12 protein-coding genes are annotated in these 16,905 nt (G+C 72.0%); 3 read left to right on the forward strand and 9 right to left on the reverse strand.

Going from position 1 to position 16,905, the window contains the following annotated elements; genetic code table 11:
• Window positions 1-32: 32 nt before the first annotated feature.
• The 3 genes from BL253_RS43005 to mscL all read right to left on the reverse strand — a co-directional run bounded on the left by BL253_RS43005 (window position 33) and on the right by mscL (window position 5,046).
• On the reverse strand, window positions 33-1,949 hold the full coding sequence (locus tag BL253_RS43005; protein WP_096336074.1) for an RNA polymerase sigma factor: 1,917 nt from the start codon (window positions 1,947-1,949) through the stop codon (window positions 33-35).
• A 753-nt stretch (window positions 1,950-2,702) separates the two neighbouring features.
• Window positions 2,703-4,346, reverse strand: a complete 1,644-nt coding sequence (locus BL253_RS24340; protein WP_076819468.1) for a S1C family serine protease — start codon at window positions 4,344-4,346, stop codon at window positions 2,703-2,705.
• Between the two features lie 259 nt (window positions 4,347-4,605).
• On the reverse strand, window positions 4,606-5,046 hold the full coding sequence (mscL, locus tag BL253_RS24345; RefSeq protein WP_076819426.1) for a large conductance mechanosensitive channel protein MscL: 441 nt from the start codon (window positions 5,044-5,046) through the stop codon (window positions 4,606-4,608).
• A gap of 456 nt (window positions 5,047-5,502) precedes the next feature.
• Here mscL and BL253_RS43010 point away from each other — a divergent pair, with 456 nt between their 5' ends.
• Entirely contained in the window at window positions 5,503-7,077 is a 1,575-nt protein-coding gene (locus BL253_RS43010; RefSeq protein ID WP_198946379.1) for a hypothetical protein, read from the forward strand.
• A gap of 25 nt (window positions 7,078-7,102) precedes the next feature.
• On the opposite strand, the gene BL253_RS24355 is transcribed toward BL253_RS43010, so the two are convergent.
• Window positions 7,103-8,320, reverse strand: coding sequence for a CE1 family esterase (locus tag BL253_RS24355; RefSeq protein ID WP_076819427.1), 1,218 nt, complete (start codon window positions 8,318-8,320; stop codon window positions 7,103-7,105).
• Between the two features lie 830 nt (window positions 8,321-9,150).
• Between BL253_RS24355 and BL253_RS24360 the strand changes: the two genes are divergently transcribed.
• Window positions 9,151-9,423: a hypothetical protein gene (locus BL253_RS24360; RefSeq protein ID WP_076819429.1), complete on the forward strand. Its 273-nt coding sequence runs from the start codon at window positions 9,151-9,153 to the stop codon at window positions 9,421-9,423.
• 1,116 nt (window positions 9,424-10,539) lie between these two features.
• Here BL253_RS24360 and BL253_RS24365 read toward each other — a convergent pair.
• The 4 genes from BL253_RS24365 to BL253_RS24380 form a co-directional block, all read right to left on the reverse strand.
• Window positions 10,540-11,307 (reverse strand): L,D-transpeptidase, encoded by a 768-nt coding sequence (locus tag BL253_RS24365; protein ID WP_076819431.1) that lies wholly within the window; start codon window positions 11,305-11,307, stop codon window positions 10,540-10,542.
• A gap of 2 nt (window positions 11,308-11,309) precedes the next feature.
• A complete protein-coding gene (locus BL253_RS24370; RefSeq protein WP_076819432.1) occupies window positions 11,310-12,086 on the reverse strand; it encodes a hypothetical protein in 777 nt (258 codons plus the stop codon).
• A gap of 592 nt (window positions 12,087-12,678) precedes the next feature.
• A complete protein-coding gene (serC, locus tag BL253_RS24375) occupies window positions 12,679-13,803 on the reverse strand; it encodes a phosphoserine transaminase (RefSeq protein WP_076819434.1) in 1,125 nt (374 codons plus the stop codon).
• Complete coding sequence (locus BL253_RS24380; RefSeq protein ID WP_076819435.1) at window positions 13,787-14,884, reverse strand: citrate synthase 2; 1,098 nt, start codon at window positions 14,882-14,884, stop codon at window positions 13,787-13,789. The genes serC and BL253_RS24380 overlap by 17 nt, the downstream gene beginning before the upstream one ends.
• Before the next feature lie 344 nt (window positions 14,885-15,228).
• Here BL253_RS24380 and pdxH point away from each other — a divergent pair, with 344 nt between their 5' ends.
• Entirely contained in the window at window positions 15,229-16,083 is an 855-nt protein-coding gene (gene pdxH / locus BL253_RS24385; protein WP_081438641.1) for a pyridoxamine 5'-phosphate oxidase, read from the forward strand.
• Window positions 16,084-16,139: 56 nt separating this feature from the next.
• On the opposite strand, the gene BL253_RS24390 is transcribed toward pdxH, so the two are convergent.
• A partial coding sequence (locus BL253_RS24390; protein WP_274535248.1) for a citrate/2-methylcitrate synthase occupies window positions 16,140-16,905 on the reverse strand: 766 nt, incomplete at its 5' end.

The following is a 16,905-nucleotide window of genomic DNA, read 5'->3' on the forward strand; positions in this document are numbered from 1 at the left end:
CGCTCAGACCGGGGCCGCCACCGGGGCGAGGACTAGATGTTGGCGGTGGTTCCGGAGCCGACGGTGCCGGGGATCGACGAGGTGCCGCTGTTCGACTCGGTGGTCGGAGGGCTCGTCTTGGGCGACGGGGGTGGCGTGCTCGGCGCGGACGACGTCGGCGGAGGCGGCGGGGTGGTGGGAGCGCCCCCGTCGGGCGGAGGCGAGGTCGTCGTACGGGTCGGTGACGGCGTGGGCGAGTTCGTGGTGCGCGTCGGCGACGGCGTGGGCGAGTTCGTCGTGCGCGTCGGCGACGGGCTGGAGCTGGAGCCCCTGGTGGTGGTGGTGGTCGCCGGCGGCGGCGGCGGTGTGCTCACGGGCGCCGATGAGGCGCCCGCCCGCGTGGGCGGGGATGGCGTCGCCGTGGCGATCGGGTGGTCGTCGCTGACGAGCCGCGGCTGATCTCCCGGGCCCGGGTGGCTGGAGACGCCGACGGTCGGCGCGGCCGTCGGCCCGGGCGGAGTCGGCCGGCTGGTCGACCCCGCGCCGGCCGCCTTGCCCACCTCCAGCGAGGGGGCCACGATCGCCACGTCGGGAAAGTCCTGAGCGGACAGTTGGGCCGTCGGCGCCGGCCAGTTGAGCGCGGCGGTGATACCGGCGACAGCCACGACCAGCGAGGCCGCCACCGCGATCGCCGGGCGGGTGCGCCAGTCTGGCGACCCGTGGCGGCGGCGCCCCTCGGGGCCGTCGATCGGCACCAGCGGTGCGCCCTGGCCGTCGGCGTAGTAGTGACCGTCGGCGTCGTACCGGCGGGCCGGGAACGGCGTCACGTTCGTGTCGACGAGCTCACCGAGGTCGACGTCGACGGTCGGCGGGTCGACGTCGTCGGCGGGGAGGTGCCCTGGGCTGGTGGCTTCGTCGGACGCCCCCCGCGGCTGGGCCGACCGCGCCTGCTGGGCGGCGTTCGCGGCGTTGCCGTGGCTGGCCACGGCGTGGCTGGTCGCCGCGGAGTCGCCGCCGGAGGCCTTCGCCTTCGAGACGCCGACGGCGTGGCCGTGCGCGGCGGCGGCGTGGCCGTGTACGCCGCCGCCGCCAGCCGGGTCGTGCCCGGTGGCCTTGGTCAGATGGTCGGCGGCCGCCTGGGCGGCGTTTCCGCCGCCGACGTGCGCGGCGCCGGCGCTCTTCGTGGTCCCCTGGGCCGCCTTGGTCAGGTGGTCAGCGGCTGCCTGGGCGAGGTTCCCGCCGTGGGCGTGCGTCGCGGCGTTCCCCTTGTCGGCCGCGGCCGCCGCGAGATTCGACCCGGCCGATCCCGAGCCTCCGGTCGCGGCCACGCCTCCGCTCGCGCCGGAGGCGATGGTCGGGGCGTCGGCGAGCCCGGCCGCGACCACGGCGCCAAGGCCGACCGCGCCGGCGACGTCGCGTCGGGTGGCGTCGCCGGCGGTGTCCGCGTCCGTCTCGGCGAACGCGGCGGCGCCGGCCATCGCGACGGCGGCGCCGGTCGTGCGGATCGGCAGGCCGGACGACTCCAGGCCGTAGTCCGTCCGGGAGGCGAGGCGCTCCTGGGCGGCTCGTTCGTGCGCGGCGGCGCTGGCGGCCCGGTCGAAGGTGCGCGCCAGGCCGACGCGCAGGCTGGCTGGCGCGGGCACCACTGCCCCGTCGATCATGTCCTCGGCGCTGACGCCGTGCGGCACGGGCGCGCTGCGCGCCTGCGGCGACCCGGACCAGGCGAGGGCGCTGCCACGGGCAAGCTMGAGCAGCCACGACCGAAGGCGGGCCGGCTCGCTCAGCGGGTTCATCCGGGTGCGGGCCACGAGGGCGAACGCCGTGCCGGCGGCGGCACGGGCGACCGTCGGGTCCCCCAGAACGACAACGCACATCGAGAAGACGTCGTCCGCGTACCGATCGTAGAGATCGTCAAACGCCTGACGGTCGCCGCGGCGTACTCGTGCCACCAGATCCGCGTCGCCGTCCATATCGCCCGCCGCTCCTGTCGTTCTGTCGGACGCACCAATATTAGGAGCCAGGCCTTCGTTGGGCGTGAAGCTTGCGAAGATCGCCGTGTCGCGCGTTTGACAGCCCATCGGACTTGACGGCGATGGCCGTACTTGGCCTACAAGATGCCGATCTGTGACGCCTTCTCCCTCAACATGTTCTCATCTGAGGGCACCAGACGTACAGCAGTTCCAGGGCGGATCACGTCAGTTATGGGACAACCCGCCCCCGCGGCGGCACCGCGGGCGATCGGTCGGGCCGCTCCCGGGCGACCGCCCGGCGTTGCCGCGCACAATCCGCGCCACATCGTGGCGCCGGACTCGGAATCGTTTTCTGAGCGTCCGTGGTGTATCTGGTGGGAAAATCGGAATGAACACCCGCGATTCCGTCAGGTATTCGCGGCGCGGCCACCATTGATGGCCGCGCCGCCGACCCGCGGAACATCGGCCCGAACACCGCGCAGCGTCGGCGTCGGCGTCGGCGGCGGCGTGGGCGTCGGCGTGGGCGTCGGCGTGGGCGTCAGTCCATCGCCGAATGGCGGCTCCCACGAGGGGACGGGTGCCCCGTACGACGACCGGAGGTGTTCGACAACTCTCCGGGTGGCCGGTCCCGAACGGCGACGAGCCCGGCCGGTGGTTGCCACCGGCCGGGCTCGGGTGCCCGCCCGCGGTCGTGGGAGCTGTCGGGCCACCCACGGGCGCTGGGGTACCGCGTAGGGGTACCGCGCCGCCTGGCTACTGCGGCTGCTGGGCCAGCTTGATCTGGACGGTCCGATTCTGGCCGTCACGGCTGTAGGTGACCGAGACGTTGTCGCCGATCTCGTGTGCCCGTACCGCCGCGATCAGCGAGTCGGTGTCGGCCACCGTCCGGTCGTCGAGCTTGGTGATGATGTCGCCGACCCGCAGACCGGCCTGCTCGGCCGGGCCACCGCCGACGAGCGACCGGACCTGGGCGCCCTCGCCGCCGGTGCTGGTCGGGTTGCTGCCCACGTCCGACGCGCTCACGCCGAGGTACGGGTGAGAGGCGTGGCCGGTCGCGATGAGCTGCTCGGCGATCTTCTGCGCGTAGTTGCTGGCGATCGCGAAGCCGACGCCGATGTTGCCGGACTGCTGCTGCTGTTGCCCGAACCCGCTGCCGCTGTCGACAGTCGCGATCGCGCTGTTGATGCCGACGATCTGGCCCTTGCTGTTGACCAGCGGCCCGCCCGAGTTGCCCGGGTTGATAGCGGTGTCGGTCTGGATCGCGTCGAGCACCGCGTTCTGGTCCTGTACCTGGCTGTCGCCGGTGCGCACCGGCCGGTGCACGGCGCTGACGATGCCGGAGGTGACCGTCCCGGACAGGCCGAGCGGGCTGCCGACCGCGACCACCAGTTCCCCGATCTGCAGCGCGTCGGAGTCACCGAACGTCGCCGCTGTGAGGCCGGTCTTGTTGATCTTGACGACCGCGAGGTCCGAGCTGGGGTCGGTACCCACGACGGTGGCGTCAAGCTGCTCGCCGCTCTGCAGCGTCACGGTGAGCGATCCGCCGGACGAGGCACCCGATACGACGTGGTTGTTGGTCAGGATGTAGCCGTCCGCACGGATGATCATGCCGGACCCGGTGCCGGCCTCGCTGCTCGACACCTCGGAGATCGTGACCACGCTGGGCAGGATGATCTGCGCGGCCTTGCTGACGGTGCCGTCGGCGGCCGGCGCGACGGGGGAGTTGTCGGTGTCGCGGGTCAGCCCTGAGCCGGTGACGACCTGGGAGCCGGAGCCGTTGTTGTCAGCGACCAGGGCCCCGACTCCGCCGCCGATGCCCCCGCTGACGAGGACCAGCGCGACCGCCGCGGCGGCCAGCCGGCGCCGGCCGCCCAGCGGGCCCGAGCGACCAGGGCCTCGGCCCGGCCCGCCCGGCCCGACAGGACCACTGGGGGCACCGCCGACGGGTGAGCCGTACCCGCCGGTGGGCGGCGGGTACTGCGGGGCCGCCCATGGCTGGCCCGAAGGCGGGCCCGCTGACCAGGGTGGGGATTGTGGGGATCGCGGCGGGCCCCACGGAGAGCTCTGCCCGGGACCGGGACCAGTCGGCGGGTTGGGGCCCGGCGTGCCCTCGGTGTTGAACACCGTGTTCGTCGGGACCCCGCCGGTCGCCGGGCCGGTGGGGACGGGGCCCGTGGCCGGGTTCATGCCGCCGGCATATGGCGTATGTCCGAACCCGCCGGGCGGCCCCTGTGGGGCCGCGCCGGGTCCGGTGTTCTCGGCCGAGCCCGTTACAGGCGGAGCCCAGGGCGAGCGGTACTCGGACGCGGCGTCAGGCACCTCCCGGGCATCGATTGGCCGGCCGTCCGCGTCGCTGTTGCCGAACGCGGTGGTGTTGAAGGTGGGACGCGTTGTCATGAGATGCACTTTCCCGGCGGACCCTGAGTGATTCCTGAAATCCATCCAACGTTTCCGCTAAGCGGTCTCCGCAGGCTATCGGTTATCGGACTGGCGGGTCCGGCGCGGGTCGGTGGGCTGACACGCGAGTCCGCCATCTTCGCGTGTCAGCCGCCGTCCGCGGGCCTGGCCGGTGGCGGTGGGCCACCGGCCAGGTCAGACCAGAGCAGGCTAGACCGCTGTGACCGGTTTGACCGGTGCGGCCGGTGTGACCGGGCCGTCAGAGGATCGACTTCGTCCTGTCCGTGCCGGAGCCGGAGCCGGGGTCGCGGGTCGCGAGCAGGTCACGGATCTCGATCAGCAGCCGGGCCTCGTCGGACAGCACGGGCTCCTCCTCGACGGGCACCTGGCCACGCGCGCGCCGCTCGTTGAGCTTGGCCAGCGGCAGCACGACCAAGAAGTAGATCACCGCGGTGACGATCAGAAAAGTGATCACGCTGTTGATGAACGCGCCGTACCGGAACACGCTGTTGTTGATCTTGAAATGCAGGGTGGAGAAGTCCTRCTTGCCGCCGATCGCCGCGATGAGCGGCGTGAAGATGTTGTTCACCAGCGACGAGACCAGCGCTGTGAACGCGGTACCGACCACGACGGCCACGGCCAGGTCGATGATGTTGCCGCGCAAAACGAACTGCTTGAACCCCTTGAACGAGTCCCGCATCGCTCCCCCTTGGTCTGTTCCTGCGGGCGCCAGTCCGCGTCCCGTGCGCGGGCGCGGGACGCCCGTGCGGGCGCCCGCCCCGCTCCTCGCGGGTGCCGGGGGTGGGGCGTCGTCCAACTGGTCACCGTAGACGAATGTCCCGAACGCCCGTTTGGACGGTCCTGAATCGAACGAATCCGGAGGGGAGTCGGGGCGGAGTCGGGCCGGTCTGACAGCGTTGCGTGACCGCCCCATCGCCGTAGCGTGCCCGGCGGGAAGCATTCTGTCATGATTTCACCGTCTCATCCGCGTTAGTGCTCGGTCGACGCCTATGCGATCGAAATGCTCGGTGGCATGCTCAATGCCTTGTAGGCGACGAAGGCCCGGTTGATCAGGACCTGCCGCAATGGGGAACCAACAGCGGTGGTACACCGGTGTTGGGCAAATCTGGCATGAGTTCCGGATGGAGGCTGCCTGGTGACGGACGGTGCTCGCCGGCCCGGCCCGGTCGACCCGCGTCGGTCCGCGGTGACCGGACGTCGCGCCGACGAGTCCGACGGGTACCGGCAGGACAGCGACGGGCGCGCGCCGTACCCACGCGACGGCTACTACCGCGAGGAGCCGGAAGCCCGGCGTCCCCCCGGCGGGCGAGGCGCCGGCCGCGAGGACATCGCGGACCAATCCGGAGGTACCAGGCCAGGCTACGAGGGCGGCCGCACTCGCGCCGGCGGCGAACAGCGGGGGAACACCGGACGCGGCGGCGACCGCGACGGATCCGGGAACCGGCGCCGCGAGGAGCCCACTGGACGAGGCACCGGGCCGGCCCGCGACTACCGGAGCGATGACGACGGCCCACCACGCCGGGGTGGCTACCAGGCCACGGGCGCCCGTCCGGCGACGGGTGGCCGTCCGGCCACGGGCGCCCGTCCGGCCGTCAGCCCGGGCCGTCAGGACGGCTGGGACGACCGGAGACCGGCCGGGCGGACAAGCCCCGAGAACCAGGATCCACCTACCGACGGGCTGCCTGTTGGCACGGATCCGTCGCCCAGGGCCGGCGGTGGAACCGGCCGGTTCGCGTCAGCGCCCGGCCCGGCCGCCGGCGAGCGGGCCAGGGCCGACGGCCCCGGCGGTGCCGGTGAGCGTCCCTGGCGTACCGGAGGGCGGGGCGTCGCCCCCAGAGATGGCGACGCCGATGAAGGTGGCTTCCAACCTGGCCGCGGGACCGGAGCGCGCCGCGCGGCCGCCGCAGCGACGTCCTCCAGGTTCGCCGTGTCGCCCGAGAGCTCCGGCCGCTTCTCCGAGGTCGATGATGCTGAGGATTCCGGCGACGGCCTCGAGAGTGGCGCCAGCTCCTCCGCCAGGGTCTCCTCCGCCAAGGTGGCGCCGGATCCAGGGATGGGCCTGTTCCTGCGCCGGCTGGTGATCGCGCTGGTCTGGCTCGGGTTCGCGCTCGGCCTCGGTGTCGGCGCGGGTGTCGTGTGGGAGAAGGTCCGCCCCAGCGGCGAGAGCGCCGTGGCGGCTCCAACGAGCGCCACCCCGACGGCGATCACGTCCGCCCCGGCCGGAGGGACGCCCGCACCGTCGCCAAGCGCGGCGGCGACCCCGGCCGTGCCATCGGACTGGGTCTCGTACACCACGACGGCCAGCAAGGCGAAGTCGACCTTCTCCCATCCCGGCAGCTGGGCGGCGCGTGAGGACTCCACCGGGGTGTTCTTCGGAGAGCCGTCCGGGCCGCGAATGGTCGGCGTCGCCAGGCGGACCGGGGTCGACGGGGCCGGTGCGCTGTCCAAGGTGCAGGCACTCGAGTTCGGCGGCCAGCCGGGTCTCGCCGTCACCGGCTCCGGCGACGTCACCGACCCGGTGTCCGGCGCCAAGGTGCGTGAGCTCACCGGTACGTACACCAGGCAGGGGCAGAAGGTCTCGTATCTGATGCGCTCGGTCGACGCGTCCGGTGCCGTCTACGTCCTGATCGTCCGGGTGCCCGCCGACTCCGACGCGGAACTCGACACCCTGATGACCTCGCTGCGCAGGTCCTTCCAACCCGCCGCCTGAGGAGGCTGGCGCCTCGGATACCGCGTCAGCGGCCGGTGGAGGCCGCGTGAGCGCGTGCCGTGCTCAGCAGCTGCCAGAGCACTGACGCGGTGTCGAAGGCACCGGGGCCGGTGGCGGGCGGCCAGCCGTGGTCGACGTCCGGCAGGTAGTAGTCGACCACCCGGGTACCGGTGGCGCACGTCGACTCGGTGCGCACCGCGTCCGCCGGGCTCGTCGCCGGGTCGACCGTCAGCAGCGTGAACGAGGGCGTCGTGGATGCCGCGGTGGTCGAGGAGGGGGCCGGCGCGGCGGTGCCGCCCGCCCCGGGACCGGTCGTGGGGCCCCCGGAAGCGGCTGTCGGTTGGGCCTGAGGCGTGACCGCCGCGAGCACGGCTCGGATCTGGGCGGGAGTCACCGCCGCGCCGCTCGTGCCGATGGTCGGCGACAGCCGGGGCGCGCCGTCCTGGCCGGCGGCCGTGACGTCGCCCGGGTGGGTCGGCGTCTCGCAGCGGTCGGCCGCCCGGAACGGGGCGAGGCTCTGCTCGGTCGAGGTGATCGGTGTGCCGAGCGCGGGCTGCCAGGGCGTCCCGGCGCCGGGCACGTGCCCGTCCTTGCCGCCGTGCACCGAGACGACCGTGACCGGCGCGTTCGGGCGGCAGCCCAGCTGCTGCAGGCTGCCGGCGACAACCGCGATCCCCGCGAGGTCCTCGGGATGTTCGCAGGCGTACCGGTACGCCATCATTCCGCCGTTGGAGAGCCCGATTATGACCACCCGCGCCGGATCGATCGGGTAGTTGCTCTCCAGGTGCTGGATCAGCGCGTGCAGCCAGCCGACGTCATCGACGGAGGCGTTGGCCGCCCTGTCGCAGCAGGTACCCGCGTTCCACGACCCGTCGATGCCGTCCGGACTGACCAGCGCGAAGCCGGCCGTCTTCGCCAGCTTGTCCAGACCCCACCCGGCCGCCTCGCCGCCGTCGTGGAAGAGGCTGTGCAGCGCGATGACCAGCGGGTACGGCCCCGCGGTGTCGGCGCCTGGCAGGACCAGCCGCAGATTGCCCGGCCGGCCGGAGCGTTCGTACGCGTCCGGGCCGGCCGTGCGTGTCACGACGGCGGCCGCGGCTGGCGTGGGACCGGACGCGGCCTGGGTGGCGGGCCGGTCGTCAGCGAGGATTCCGCATCCGGCGGTGGCGGGCACCGCGAGCGTGAGGCTGAGAAGCCAGACCGTGGCGGCCCGGCGGCAACGGACGGCCGACACAACGCCCATTCTGTCCGGTAACGCCCAGGCGCTCGACCTCTGGTTGTCCGTCATGGCCGTCGGTACTCGCGTTGCCACGTCCTGCCCAGGCTGGCGAGGCCCCGCCCGCCACCGGCCGCTGGCGGCGCGGCGGCCTGGCCGGGTCTCACGCGGCTGAACCTGCACGAGAGGATGCGAAGACATGTGCGCCAGCGAGCCGATAGGTCGACGGCGTGCCGGGATTCGCTTACGGAAAGTAGCCGCGGGATGGTCCACGGCGGCCTCGCGTCGTGAATTCCCGCGTGAGCGGACCTGTCAGTGCTCGCCGTCACGGCGGACACCCGAGAAGGTCGGGTGCCGGCCTCGCCGGGCCGTCGCCGCGCTCTGGCGGCGTCCCACCAATCCGTCCGCTGACCGACGAGAATCCTCCCGATCGCCGTGCTTGGGAGCCCCGCCGACCTCGGCGCCCGCCGTGCCGACCGATGCGCGCCGCGCACCGGCGCGGGGCGATTGGTGGTCGATCGGCGCCGAGCCTCCTCGGTCCCGCGATCCACCCACGTGGCGCTGGGCATGCTGACGGACGACGGGGCGAGGCTGACGGATCGGTGTGCGCGGTTCCTCGCCGATCCTCCGGCCTGCCCGGGACGCGCCGGTGCGCTGACCAGCGGCAAGGCCGGGTTGGCAGGTCGATGGAGCGGGCGGTTTCGGCGAACTATTGGGCGTCGCCGGCCTARCTGCGGCACTCTGGGAGTGGGCACCAGCGCGGGCGCTGAGGACGGCGCCGACACACGTCGCACCGCCAGGCGAGGCAGGAGACGCGACCGGAGCGAGCAATCAGCAATCCGGAGGGATAACTCTCGGTGGACGAGGTATCGGACATGGACCGTTCCCGCCTGCTCCTTGGGTGGCTTGCGGCACGGCGGGCGGTGGACCACTGCCTCTCGGACCTGCTGGCCGCCGGACCGGCGGGTGAGCGGCGGGTCCGCGCCCAACTCGCGCTCGTCGACGACCTGGAGAGTCGCGCCCAGGCCGCCTTCGACCGCTACCGTTCGGCCGCCGCGAAGACCGGCCCCACCCCCATGCAGGACTCCCACCGTCCGCATCTCAACATCGTCCGCGGAGACCGCGCGTAGTTTCTGGTTCGCTCCATCCGGGCTGTGACATGGTTCGCTCCGTGCGGGCGGCGCGCTCCGGCCCTTACTCGCTTCGCTCCCCAGGCGGGAATGGTCTGGCGGCGGTCAGGGTCGTAGTCGGACGGGGGTTGGGCGGGAAGGTTGTCATGGTTCGCTCCGTGCGGGCGTCGCGCTGCGACGTCCCCGCCCAGGGGGACCGGCCGTCGGCCGGCCGTGAACCCCGCGCGAGCGCAGCGAAGTGCCCCGCGGTATCAGCCCGAGCCGGGTTCCGCGACGCTCCGGCGGCGGCCCTGTTTCGCGCCTGGCACGAATGGTCTGGCATTGATGACGTTGTGGCGCGACGGCGCCGCGCTGCGCGCGGAGGCGCGCCTCGCGGAGGCCCGTCCCACGAGCGCAGCGAAGTGCCCCCTGACGAATGCGACACCGGTGAATTGGTGACGTTCAGCGGCACGTAACCGTGCTGGGCGCGGAGGCGCGCCTCGCGGAGGCCCGTCCTACGAGCGCAGCGAAGTGGGATGGGCCGCGGCGAGGTCGCCGGAGCGCCCGTGAGCGGAGGAGGACACGGCGCGGAGTGGTCGTCCGAGCCGCCAGGCGAGGACGGCCGCGGAGCGCCGTGCCCGGACGGAGCGAACCAGAGATACAGCACCCCGATCGCGGTCGCGCCTCCGTACGCCCCCCTCCGAGCGTAGGGTCGGCGCGACCGCGGCCGGGCGGGACCGTCCTCGACGAGTGGAACCCTCCTAGTCCACACGTCCGTGGTCCCAGCGGCGGAGGGATCCCCATCGCCTCCGCCTAGCCTGGACATTCCGTACCCATCTGCCACCGATACAAGCCCCGACTTGGGCCTGACCAGCAACGTTATGGCCACCTACCCAGCTGAGCCGGGCTTACGCACCCAATATCAGTCGGCTGAAGTTGGGAGCGTCCAGCCAAGGTTCGGACATCCGACGGGCGACTGACTACCGCATCCCGAATTCCGGGGCTGTCGGATGCCCGACACCCGCGTGTCTTGCGCTATCCCCGACGAACCAGCCTAAGCCGCCGCATCGTCCCCCGGGCGCGCAAGCACCCAGGAGAGCACCGCAGGGCGCTCAGCGCGCGTTGATGGTGATCGTCTTAGGCGATGATGTCGACCGGGGTGCCGGTCGGCACAGTTCCCGCGAGACGGGTGATGGCGTCGTTGCTGAGCCGGATGCACCCGTGAGAGACGTCCTGACCGAGCATCTGCGGCTGGTTGGTGCCGTGGAGGCCGATCACCGGATCCTGGCCCTCGAAGGAGTCGAGGGTCGTGGAGAAGCCGTTGAGACCGAATGCGTACGGACCATACGGTCCGTTCGGGTTCGGCGGCTTCAGCAGCTCCGCGAGGTAGAACCGGCCACCCGGCGTCGGCGTGTCCGAGGTTCCGATCGCGACCTTCTCCACCGCGATCGAAACACCCGACTTGTAGAGCGTGAGGGTGTGCTGGCCGCGGGACACCACGATCCGGTACGGAGTGCTGCTCGCGGTGACCTGCTCGGCCTTGACCCAGCCAGTCGACCCGTTCGGCTGGACTGGCAGCAGGACCTGCCACCAGCCCGGCATCTTGGCCGTGACGAGGAAGACGAGCTTCGCGCCGTCCTGGTTCGGGTTCGCCAGCCGTAGCTTCGTGGCCGCGGCGGCACCGGGCGCCCCGGGCGCGGCGTAGACCGCGACCGAGTTACCGGTAGCGGTCAGGACCGTGCTGTCCACGCCAACCCCGGCCACGGCGGCCAGCTGGGTCTTCACCGGGTCCGGCATCTGGGTGGGGGTGGCCTCCGGGGTGCCGCCACCCCCACAGCCGGCCACGGCGACGGCGGCGAGAGCCACCATCACCGCGGCGCGAGCGATCTTGCCGGACAGTCTCATGATCAGCCGGTGAAGTGCGGGGTGCCGGGAACGGCCACGGCGGGCGGGGCGGCCGGCAGGTTGGCCGGCACGGCGGGGACGGCCGGAGCGCCGGGGCAGGTCGAGAAGCCGACGGCGGGGATCGCGACCAGCAGGACATTGGTCGCCGCGTCCCATGGCGAGGCGATCACGGCCTTGGAGTGGCTGTTGAGCTTCTGGGTCTCGCCCGGCGCGATCGTCGAGATGCCGCCGCCGAGGTTGATGTCGAACCAGCCGAAGCCGAGCGCCTTGGCGCCGGTGTTCTTCACCGTCCAGTCCGGGCCGTTCGGGCCGCAGGTGGCGGTGATGAGCAGYGGGTTGACCTCGAAGTCCTCGATGCCGTTGATCTCCTTGTCGCAGGGGACCTTGATCGGCGAGAAGGAGTTGAAGGTGTCGCAGCCCTTCTTGAAGTCGATCTCACCGAAGCCCGGGACGACGATGATCCCGGGCGTGCCRGTAGCCGTCGGGCTCGCGGACGTCACCGCGGTGCTGGTGAGGCTGGCCTCGGGCGTCGGCGTCCCCGTCGAGGTGGCCGTGGCCGTGGCGGTGGCCGTGGGCACGTTGATCGCCGGCGGGCTGATGGTCACGCCGAGGCCGTCCGTCACGGGAGTCGCCGTGGCCGTGGGGCTCGCCGATGGGCTGGCGGCCGCCTCGGGGCTCGCGCTCGGAGAAGGGGAAGCCGCCCACGCCGGTCCACCGACGGCGATCACCGCCGCGCCAACAGCGCCGGCCATGACGGCCCGCATCCTGGATTTACGCATGAATCCGTCTCCCTCGCAGGACCGGCCCGCGCGGTTGCCACCCACGAGGGCTAGTTGGCCCGAGCCGACGGGGGCACTTCCCCTGCGCGTGCACCGGTGCCGGTGAGGAACGGTACCAAYGTCGCATAGCGGATACACAGGCAGGGTTGCGATCTAGCGTCGCCGTTGGGCATCGGTTTCCACATAGGAACCTTGTCCCACCACTAAGGGCGACTTTTGTCATTTGGTGACAGCCACACGGCGGCCCCGGTCAGCCCCGGCCGGAAGGCACCCACCAAATGACGGCCTGGCTGCTCCATCGGTGTCCATCGGGTGGAACGACCGGCGTGGCTCGATTGCCGGAGCCATACCGGCCCTCGGGCTACCCCGGCCTCCACGCGAAGACGGCCGGTCCGACTCTCGGAGGAGAGTCGGACCGGCCGTCTTCGCCGATCATCACGCTCAGGCGGACACCCGCGCTCGTCGGACGCCGCGCCTCACCGTGATGAGACAGGGCGAGCCGCGACGTCGGTGTCACTCGGGCATCGTCACCACCCGCCGCCAGACCACCCGCGGCCAGCCGCGCCACCCGCCGCCCCGCGGGCCGCGGCGACTACAGGTGCTCGACCACGAACTCGATCGCGCCGGTGAGCGCCTCCACGTCGGCCGGCTCGACCGCCGGGAAGCAGGCGATCCGCAGTTGGTTGCGGCCGAGCTTGCGGTACGGCTCGACGTCGACGACGCCGTTCGCGCGCAGCGTCTTCGCGACCGCCGCCGCGTCCACTCCGTCGAAGTCGATCGTGACGACCACCTGCGAGCGATGCGCCGGGTCGGTCACGAACGGTGTCGTGTACGGGGTCTTCTCGGCCCAGTTGTAGAGGATCGAACTCGACTCGGCGGTCCGCGACACGCACCAGTCCAGACCACCCTGCCCGAGCATCCAGTCGAGCTGCTCGGCGAACAGGAACAGCGTCGCCACCGCCGGGGTGTTGTACGTCTGGTCCTTGGTCGAGTTCTCCAGCGCCGTGGTCAGGTCCAGGAACGGCGGGATCCACCGATCCGTCGTCTTGATCTCGGCGAGCCTTGACTGAGCCGCGGGCGACATCAGCGCCACCCACAGCCCGCCATCCGAGGCGAAGCACTTCTGCGGCGCGAAGTAGTAGACGTCCGTCTCCGACACGTCGACCGGCAGGYCGCCCGCGCCGGAGGTGGCGTCCACCAGGTGGAGCGCGCCCTCATCGGCGCCGACCGGCCGGCGCACCGGCTTGACCACGCCCGTGGACGTCTCGTTGTGCGGTGTCGCGTAGACGTCGACACCGGCCAGCGGCGACCAGTCCGGGTGGGTGCCCGGCACGGACTTCACCACCGACGGCTCGGCCAGGAACGGCGCGCCCTTGGTGGTGTCCGCGAACTTCCCGCCGAACTCGCCGAAGACGAGGTGCTGTGACCGCTCGCGAACGAGGTTGAACGCCGCCGCGTCCCAGAACGCGGTGGACCCGCCCACGCCCAGCACGACCTCGTAGCCGTCCGGCGGCGAGAACAGCTGGGTGATCCCGGAGCGGACGCGGCCGACCAGGCTCTTCACCGGCTTCTGCCGGTGCGAGGTACCCAGCAGCTCGGCGCCGCTGGCGGCCAGGGCCGCCAGCGCCTCCGGCCGGATCTTCGACGGGCCGCAGCCGAACCGGCCATCGGCCGGCCGAAGCTCGCCCGGCAGGACGATCTCAGGCACTGGTGACATCCCCCAGGGGCCGCGGCGCCGGACCGACGTAACGCGCGGACGGCCGAATGAGCCGACCGGTGCGCTTCTGCTCCATGACGTGCGCGCTCCAGCCCGCGGTCCGGGCACAGGTGAACATGGAGGTGAACATATGCGCCGGCACCTCGGCGAAGTCCAGGACCACGGCCGACCAGAACTCGACGTTCGTGCGCAGCGGCCGGTCGGGGTAGCGGTTGGTGAGCTCCTCGATCGCCGCCGCCTCCAGCGCCTCGGCCACCTCGTAGCGGGACGAGCCGAGGTCCCGGGCGGTGCGCCGCAGCACTCGGGCGCGCGGGTCCTCGGCCCGGTACACCCGGTGGCCGAAGCCCATCAGCCGCTCGTGGTTGTCCAGCGCTCGCTTCACGTAGCCGACCGGGTCGCCGGTGCGCTCGACCTCGTCGAGCATGGCGAGCACCCGGGACGGCGCGCCGCCGTGCAGCGGGCCGGACAGCGCGCCGACCGCCGCGGACAGGGCCGCCGCGCAGTCCGCTCCGGTGGAGGCGACCACGCGGGCGGTGAACGTCGACGCGTTCATGCCGTGCTCGGCGGCCGACACCCAGTACGCGTCGACGGCCTGGACGTGCTTGGGGTCCGGCTCGCCGCGCCAGCGGATCATGAACCGCTCGGTGATCGTGCGCGCCCTGTCGACCTCGGTCTGCGGCACCGCCGGCTGACCGAGGCCACGGGCGGACTGCGCGACGAACGACAGCGCCATCACGGAGGACCGGGCGAGGTCCTGGCGGGCCTGCTCATCCGAGATGTCGATCAGCTGGCCGTACCCCCAGTACGGGGCGAGCATCGCCAGCGCGCTCTGTACATCGACCCTTATGTCACCGGAGTGCACCGGCACCGGGAAAGGCTCAGCCGGTGGCAGGCCAGGCTCGAAGGAGCCATCGACGAGGAGGCCCCACACATGGCCGTAGTCGACCTTGCCGACGAGATCCTCGATGTCGACGCCGCGATAGYGCAGCGCACTGCCTTCCTTGTCCGGCTCGGCGATCTCGGTCTCAAAGGCGATCACGCCTTCCAGACCGGGCTTGAAATCGCTTGTCTTCTCGGCCATCGAGTCCGGATCTCCGCTCTATGTATCGCAGTGATTGCGGCGTCCCCCGCGGCGAGCATCCTGCCGCCCGGGGCCCGGYGACGCCACGAACGGGCCCCACCGACCATCCAACTCCTGGGAGGGGACGATCGCCCTGTCCAGGGCCACAGGGAAACCCCCAGCGACGGGGAGGTGTCGTACTTCACATCCCACGACGCCGTCAGGTGGGTGAAACCTCCGTGTTACGGAGAGAAGGGCGAGCTAGCGCCGTGGAGCCGCCCTTTACTACCGCTACCGCGGTCAGACCGCCCCCCACCGAGGACTCCTGCGCCCCGGCGCCCCGCGCGCGATGCCAGGATCGGCCCATGGCCGCCCCCGAGCCCGCGCCCACCCGGCGACGGTCCACCCTGCCACCTTCGAACCTGCCTCGCTCCGGCCAGGCCCACCCCGGCCACGCCAATCCGGTCCAGGCTCATCCCGGCCAAGCACGCCCCGGACCCGTGCATCTCGCTGGCGTCCCGGCGGAGACCGACGGCCAGCTCGGCGCCGACCTCGCGGCGGTACGACGAGGCTATGGCGGCGGACGACTCGACGAGAGCGACCTGGCGGCGACCTGGATGGAGCAGTTCGCGCGCTGGTTCGCCGACGCCGCCGCGTCCGACTCCGGGGTGCCTGAGCCGAACGCGATGGTCTTCGGCACCRCCGACGCGGACGGCCGCCCGAGTGCCCGGACGGTCCTGCTGAAGGGGTTCGGCGCCGAGGGGTTTCTTCTCTTTACCAACTACACGTCCCGTAAAGGGCGGGAGAGCGCGGCCAACCCGCACGGCAGCCTGGTCTTTCCCTGGTACGCACTGGAACGCCAGGTGATCGTGGTCGGGACCGTGGAACGAGTGTCCGCGCAACGGTCAGCCGAGTACTTCCACTCCCGTCCCCGGGGCAGCCAGCTGGGCGCCTGGGCCAGCCACCAGTCGGCGGTGCTCTCCTCGCGGGACGAGCTGGAGCGCCGCGACGCGGAGCTCGTCGAGCGCTGGCCACCCGGGACGCCGATCCCGGTCCCGCCGTTCTGGGGCGGCCTGCTCGTGGTCCCGGAGACCGTCGAGTTCTGGCAGGGCCGCCCCGACCGCCTCCACGACCGCCTCCGCTACCGCCACGCCGCTGCCAAGCCTCCTGCCGGCACCCCGGCCAAGCTCGCCTGGACCATCGAACGCCTCTCGCCCTGAAGCTGTGTCGCTGCTCCGCTCCGTGCGGGCGCCGCGCCCGCACGGAGCGGACCAAGCTAACGCAGCGGGCGCTCCGGGGCGGCATGGGCGGCCTGAGCGGCGATGGCGTCGACGTCCGCGTCCTGGGCGGCGGAACGGGTCGCCATCGGGACGTAGGAACGCTCGTCATAGCCGGTGTAGAGCTGGCGCGGGCGGGCGATCTTCTGCTCGGGGTCGAGCAGTCCTTCCTCCCACTGGGCGAGCCAGCCCGGCATCCGGCCGATCGCGAACAGCACCGGGAACATCTCCACCGGGAAGCCCATGGCCTGGTAGATGATCCCGGTGTAGAAGTCGACGTTCGGGTAGAGCTTGCGACTGATGAAGTAGTCGTCCTCGAGCGCGATCCGCTCCAGCTCCATCGCCAGGTCCAGCAGCGGGTTCGTACCGGTGACCTTGAACACCTCGTCGGCGATCTGGCGGATCACCCGGGCGCGCGGGTCGTAGTTCTTGTAGATCCGGTGGCCGAAGCCCATCAGCTTCTTCTTGCCGTCCTTCACTTGCGCGATGAAGCCCGGGATGTTCTCCGGCGAGCCGATCTCGCGCAGCATGCGCAGCACCTGCTCGTTGGCGCCGCCGTGCAGCGGGCCGTAGAGCGCGGCGATCGCCGCGGCGGCGGCGGAGAACGGGTCGGCCTCGGAGCTGCCGACGGCGCGCATCGCGTTGGCGGAGCAGTTCTGCTCGTGGTCGGCGTGCAGGATGAACAGCACGTCGAGCGCGTGCTCGAGGACCGGGTCCGGGTCGTACTTGAGCTCCGTCGCCTTCCACATCATGTTGAGGAAGTTG

The sequence above is a fragment of the Pseudofrankia asymbiotica genome (assembly GCF_001983105.1).
Taxonomy (GTDB): domain Bacteria; phylum Actinomycetota; class Actinomycetes; order Frankiales; family Frankiaceae; genus Pseudofrankia; species Pseudofrankia asymbiotica.

Coding starts and splice junctions, on each gene's coding strand:
- BL253_RS24355 (WP_076819427.1), bottom strand. CDS start 8,320: ATGGGCGTTGTGTCGGCCGTCCGTTGCCGCCGGGCCGCCACGGTCTGG.
- BL253_RS24365 (WP_076819431.1), bottom strand. CDS start 11,307: ATGAGACTGTCCGGCAAGATCGCTCGCGCCGCGGTGATGGTGGCTCTC.
- BL253_RS24340 (WP_076819468.1), bottom strand. CDS start 4,346: ATGACAACGCGTCCCACCTTCAACACCACCGCGTTCGGCAACAGCGAC.